6 protein-coding genes are annotated in these 5,570 nt (G+C 72.8%); 5 read left to right on the top strand and 1 reads right to left on the bottom strand.

Going from position 1 to position 5,570, the window contains the following annotated elements; all coding sequences use genetic code 11:
* The 5 genes from FHG89_RS29565 to FHG89_RS29590 all read left to right on the top strand — a co-directional run.
* The coding region (locus tag FHG89_RS29565; RefSeq protein WP_167517559.1) for a multicopper oxidase domain-containing protein at positions 1-210 on the top strand (210 nt) is incomplete at its 5' end.
* A 60-nt stretch (positions 211-270) separates the two neighbouring features.
* A complete protein-coding gene (locus FHG89_RS29570; RefSeq protein WP_139587682.1) occupies positions 271-1,311 on the top strand; it encodes a FecCD family ABC transporter permease in 1,041 nt (346 codons plus the stop codon).
* Positions 1,308-2,387 (top strand): FecCD family ABC transporter permease, encoded by a 1,080-nt coding sequence (locus tag FHG89_RS29575; RefSeq protein ID WP_244295983.1) that lies wholly within the window; start codon positions 1,308-1,310, stop codon positions 2,385-2,387. Before FHG89_RS29570 ends, FHG89_RS29575 begins: the two co-directional genes overlap by 4 nt.
* A 19-nt stretch (positions 2,388-2,406) precedes the next feature.
* A complete protein-coding gene (locus FHG89_RS29580) occupies positions 2,407-3,378 on the top strand; it encodes an ABC transporter ATP-binding protein (protein WP_167517560.1) in 972 nt (323 codons plus the stop codon).
* The gene (locus FHG89_RS29590) at positions 3,378-4,325 is read left to right on the top strand and encodes an ABC transporter substrate-binding protein (RefSeq protein ID WP_139587683.1); all 948 of its coding nucleotides are present in this window, start codon (positions 3,378-3,380) and stop codon (positions 4,323-4,325) included. Before FHG89_RS29580 ends, FHG89_RS29590 begins: the two co-directional genes overlap by 1 nt.
* A gap of 162 nt (positions 4,326-4,487) precedes the next feature.
* Here FHG89_RS29590 and FHG89_RS34015 read toward each other — a convergent pair whose 3' ends face one another.
* Positions 4,488-5,015 carry a type III PLP-dependent enzyme domain-containing protein gene (locus tag FHG89_RS34015; RefSeq protein ID WP_244295984.1) on the bottom strand — a complete coding sequence of 176 codons (528 nt, stop codon included), beginning with the start codon at positions 5,013-5,015 and terminating at the stop codon, positions 4,488-4,490.
* Positions 5,016-5,570 lie beyond the last annotated feature (555 nt).

Below are 5,570 nucleotides of genomic sequence, written 5' to 3' on the forward strand. Positions count from 1 at the left end.
GTGCCCGCGTACCCGTGGGAGGTGACCCGGATCAAGGCGCGTTTCGACCTGCCGGGCCGCTACGCCTGGCACTGCCACCTGTTGGAGCACGAGGACAACGAGATGATGCGACCCCTCAACGTGCTGCCGCACGGTGGCGCGGCGGCCGGAGACGGCAGCTCGGCGGGCGTACCCGAGGGGCCCCCGACGGCATCGACCGACGCCGGTTAGGTCACTTTCCGCAGCTCGGCTAAGGTTAGGCGAACCTAAGCTCGAACGTGCAGGAGATCCGTGACCGCCCTCGCCAGCCGGCCGACCCGGAGTCGGGCCAGCACCCGCACCGGCCGTCGGGTGATCGTCACCGCCGGTGCCGCGCTGGTCCTGCTGCTCGCCGTGCTCGCCAGTTTCGCGCTGGGCAGCCGGCAACTCGGCGTCGACGCGGTCTGGCACGCCATCGTCGCACCGGACGGCAGCGACGCGAGCACCATCGTCCGCGAACTGCGCACGCCGCGTACCGCCCTCGGCCTCGCCGTAGGGCTCGCCCTCGCCGTGGCCGGTGTGCTGTTCCAGGCGCTCACCCGCAACCCCCTGGCCGAGCCCCGCATCCTCGGCATCAGCGCCGGCGCGTCGTTCGGCGTGGTGCTCGCCATCTCCGTCTTCGGCATCGGCACGCTCGCCGGCTACGTCTGGTTCGGCATCGCCGGGGCGCTGATCGCCGGTCTGCTGGTCTTCGCCATCGCCACCCGGGCCCGCGAGGGCGCCAGCCCGGTCACCCTCGCGCTGGTCGGCGCGGCCCTCGACGCCAGCCTGGCCTCCGGGGTGTACGCGCTGCTCAGTATCGACGCCCGCACCTTCGAGGAGTACCGGTTCTGGGTGGTCGGCGGGCTGGCCGGCCGGGATCTGTCGGTCACCGCGCAGGTGCTGCCGTTCGTCCTCGCCGGGCTGCTGCTGGCCGCCCTGGTGGCACGGGGTCTGGACGCGCTGGCCCTCGGCGACGACGTGGCCCGTGGACTCGGTCACCGCATCGGCCTGATCCGCCTCGGCGGTGGACTCGCCGCGGTGCTGCTGACCGGCGCCGCGGTGGCGGCAGCCGGGCCGGTCGCCTTCGTCGGACTGGCGGTGCCGCACCTGGCGCGCGCCCTGGTCGGCGCGGACCACCGCTGGACCCTCGCCGTCTCCGCCCTGCTCGGGCCGGCGCTGCTGCTCGGCGCCGACGTCGTCGGCCGGCTCGTCGCCCCGCCCGGCGAGATCCCGGCCGGCATCGTCACCGCCCTGATCGGCGCGCCGCTGCTCGCCCTGCTGGTCCGCCGCGCCCGGGTGGTGACCGCGTGACCACGATCCACCGTCCGTCCGGTCCCACGACCAGCGCGCCCGGCGCGCACGTGCCGGGACGGTCGCTGCTGCGCATCGGCCCGGTCAGCCTGCTGATCCGCCGCCGCGCGGTGCTGGTGGCCGCCGCGCTGAGCGTTCTGCTCCTGCTGGCGATGCTGCTCAGCCTCTCCCTGGGCACCCCGTACGTCGCCCCGGCCGACGTGCTGCGCGCCCTCTCCGGCGCCGGCACCCCGTACGACCTCGTGGTCTTTGATCTTCGGCTGCCGCGGATCCTGCTGGCCGCGGTGGCCGGCGCGGCCTTCGGCGTGGCCGGCACCCTGATCCAGAGCGTGGCCCGCAACCCCCTCGCCAGCCCCGACGTCATCGGCATCACCCAGGGCGCCGGGCTCGCCGCGACCGTGGCGCTGACCAGTGGCATGGCCGCCGTCCTGGTCGCGCCCACCGCGCTTGTCGGCGGGCTGGTCGCGGCGGCGCTGCTGTTCGCCCTCGGCGCCCGGCACGGGCTGGCCGCGCAGCGGTTCGTGCTCGCCGGCGTGGCTGTCGCGTTCGGCTTCCGGGCGCTCACCGAGGTGGTCATGCTCACCGCCGACCCCATCGACGGGCTCCGCGCGCAGATCTGGCTGATCGGCACCCTCGCCGGCAAGGGCTGGACCGAGGCCGCCTGGATCGCCGGCACCCTGCTGGTGCTGCTGCCCGTGCTGGCCTGGGCCGGCTGGGCGCTGAACAGCACCGCCCTGGACGACGACACCACCCGGGGCGTCGGCCTGCGCCCGGTGGCCCGGCGCGTCGGCCTCGCCGGCACCGGCGTGCTCGTCGCCGCGATGGTCACCGCCCAGGTCGGCGCCGTGGACTTCGTCGCGCTTGTCGCCCCCCAGGTGGCCCGTCGACTGGTACGCGCCGAACGACCACCGCTGGTCTGCGCCGCGCTGCTCGGCGCGCTGCTGCTGGTGCTCGCCGACCTCGCCGGCCGGCGGCTGTTCGCACCCACCCAACTGCCCGCCGGGGTGCTGACCGCCGCGATCGGCGGCCCGTACCTGATCTTCCTGCTGCTGCGCGGACGGCGGCGGTCGTCGTGACGCCTCAAGGAGTCGTGTGATGCTCTCCACCCGCGACCTGGTCGCCGGCTACGACGAGCGGACCGTGCTCGACGGCCTCGACCTCGACCTGCCCGCCGACGCGTTCACCGTGATCGTCGGCCCGAACGCGTGCGGCAAATCCACGCTGCTGCGCACCATGGCCCGGCTGCTCACCCCCCGCCGCGGCACGGTGCTGCTGGACGGCACCGCGATCCGCGACCTGCCGACCCGCGAGGTGGCCCGCCGGCTCGGGGTGCTGCCGCAGAGCCCGCTGGTCCCCGAGGGCGTCACCGTGGCAGACCTGGTCGGGCGCGGCCGGCAGCCCTACCAGCGTTGGTGGCGGCAGTGGTCGTCGGAGGACGGCGTCGCGGTGGAGCAGGCCATGACCCTGGCCGACGTGGCCGACCTGGCCGACCGGCCGGTGGACAGCCTCTCCGGCGGTCAGCGTCAGCGCGTGTGGATCGCCATGACGCTCGCCCAGGACACCGACGCCCTGCTGCTGGACGAACCCACCACCTTCCTCGACCTCGCCCACCAGGTGGAGGTCCTCGACCTGCTGCACCGGCTGCGCGTCGAGCGCGGTCGCACCGTCGTCGCCGTCCTGCACGACCTCAACCAGGCCGCCCGCTACGCCGACCACCTGGTCGCCATGCGCGCCGGCGCGGTGGTCGCCGCCGGACCGCCCCGGGAGATCCTCACCGCCGACCTGGTCCACGACGTCTTCGGGCTCGCCTGCGTCGTCGTGCCCTGCCCGGTGACCGGCGCGCCCCTGGTGGTGCCCGCCTACACCGGAGGCCATTCCACCGGCGCCGCCGCGTCTGCCGGCGGGTCCGGGGCCGCTGCGGCGTCTGCCGGCGCGTCCGGCATCCCTGCCGCGACTGCTGGCCAGGGTGGCACCGATCTGTCGGACGCGTCCGTGCCGGGCGCCCGACCCGCAAGCGGCGACGGGGCCAACCCGCTCGCCGACTCGTACCCCTCGAAAGGACTCTGATGCGTCGTCTCGTCGCCGCTCTCGCCGCGGCCGCCGCCCTCGGCGTCGGACTCACCGCCTGCGGTGAGAGCGACCCGGTCGCCGGCTCCACCACCGGGGAGACCCGGGAGATCACCCACGCCATGGGCACCACGAAGGTCCCGGCCGAACCCAAGCGTGTCGTCGTGCTCGACACCGACAAGATCGACACCGCGCTCTCGCTGGGCGTCACACCCGTCGGCGCGGCCACCGCCGGCGAGGCGAAGAGCTGGCCGACCTACTTCGGCGAGGACAAGCTCTCCGGCATCAAGGAGGTCGGGGTGCTCACCGAACCCGACCTGGAGGCCATCAACGCCCTCAAGCCGGACCTCATCCTCGGCAGCAAGTTCCGCCAGGAGAAGTTCTACGACGAACTGGCCGCCATCGCGCCTACCGTGTTCACCGAAAAGGTGGGCATCACCTGGAAGGAGAACTTCCTCCTCGACGGCAAGGCACTCGGCCGCGAGCAGCAGGCCAAGGACCTCCTCGCCGCGTACGAGAAGCGGGCCAAGGACTTCGGCGCGACCCTCGGAAACGCCGCCGCCCGCACGGTCTCCATCGTGCGGTTCATCCCCGGCAACATCCGGGTGTACGGCCCGGACTCCTTCTCCGGCATCGTCATCGGCGACACCGGCCTCGGTCGCCCCGAGCGGCAGCTGCTGGCCAACAAGGAGGACAAGCGCTTCGACCTGGTCAGCCCCGAGCGGATCAACGAGGTCGACGGCGACGTCATCTTCGTCACGGCGTACGGCGACAAGGCCGCGGCCGAGCAGACCAAGGTGGCCGGCGGGACCCTCTGGAAGGGCCTCGGAGCGGTCAAGGCCGGTAAGGCGTACCCCGTCTCCGACGAGATCTGGATGACCGGCATCGGCGTCGGCGCCGCCAACAAGATCCTCGACGACCTGGCCAAGTACCTCCCCGCCACCTAACCCGACCCACCCGCGCGCCGGGCATCGGGCGCGCGCCGGGCATCGGGCGCCGCGCCGGGCATCGGGCGCGCCGCGCCGCGCACGCAAGCCATGATCGTGCTCGATCCATGAAGTAGTGGCCTCCGTCGTCTGGGAGGCCACTACTTCCATGTTCGAGCGCGATCATCGCGGTCTGAGTGAGCGGGAGCGCGCTCGGAGAGCGGCCCGGACCTCGGCGAGGAAACCGTCGAAGTCCTCCCGAAGACGTTTCGCTGTCACGTGCAGCACGATCCAGTCGCCGCCGAGCAGGCGGTTGAGTCGCCTGCGGTCTCGATGAATCTGCTCGACGTCGTCGTGCCAGAGCCCGTCGTACTCCACCGCGACCCTGAACTGCGGCCAGGCCAGGTCCAGCCGGGCCACGAACCGGCCCTGCTCGGCCACGACCCACTGCGTCTGCGGCCGGGGCAGACCGGCGAGCACCAACCGGACCCGTGTGCGGGACTCCTGGGGTGACTCGGCGCCCGCGTCGGCCAGGTCGACCGCCCGCAGCAGCGACCGCCAGCCGCGTCGACCGGCCCGACTCAGCGCGTACTCGCGGAGGACCGGCACGGTGGTAAGCCGTCTGGCCAGCATGGCGTCGATGACGACCACCGCCTCGATCACGTCGAGCCAACACGCCAGGTCCCAGCAGGTTCGCGCTGGGCTGGTCACCCTGACCCCGCCCCGATCGAGGATGTCTCCGGGGTCCACCTCCCCGCTGTGGATCCGGAGTCCGGTGATCCGGCCGACCCGGGTCGCCGTGGGAATCAGGACGTCGACTGGCTCGTTCGCGGCGGGGCTCGCGCAGCCGTACAAGCCTGCGGCGGCGCGTCCCGCGATGGCCGAGCCAGGCGGGACCAGCCAGCGTCCGATGGCGGCGCATCTGATCGTGTGGGTGACATCGACCTGGGCATCGGCGTAGACGTCGCGAAAGAGCGGCCGCCACGCCGAGCTACGTAAGTCATTGCGGGTCAGTAGGCCTCCTGAGACGGCGATCGAGCCACGGAAAACCCGACCACGCAACTGCGGAGGCCGACGAGGAGCTTTCGGCATGGGCTTCAGGCTGACCGATGTCCCGCACACCACGCTGCCCCTGTGGATAACCATCGTCGCCACGTCACGCCAGCGCGCGCCGCTGTCCCCATGATCGCGCTCGAACATGGATGTAGTGGCCTCCCGGACAACAGAGGCCACTACATCCAGGATCGAGCATGATCTCCCCGAGAT

Source organism: Micromonospora orduensis (assembly GCF_006228125.1).
Taxonomy (GTDB): domain Bacteria; phylum Actinomycetota; class Actinomycetes; order Mycobacteriales; family Micromonosporaceae; genus Micromonospora; species Micromonospora orduensis.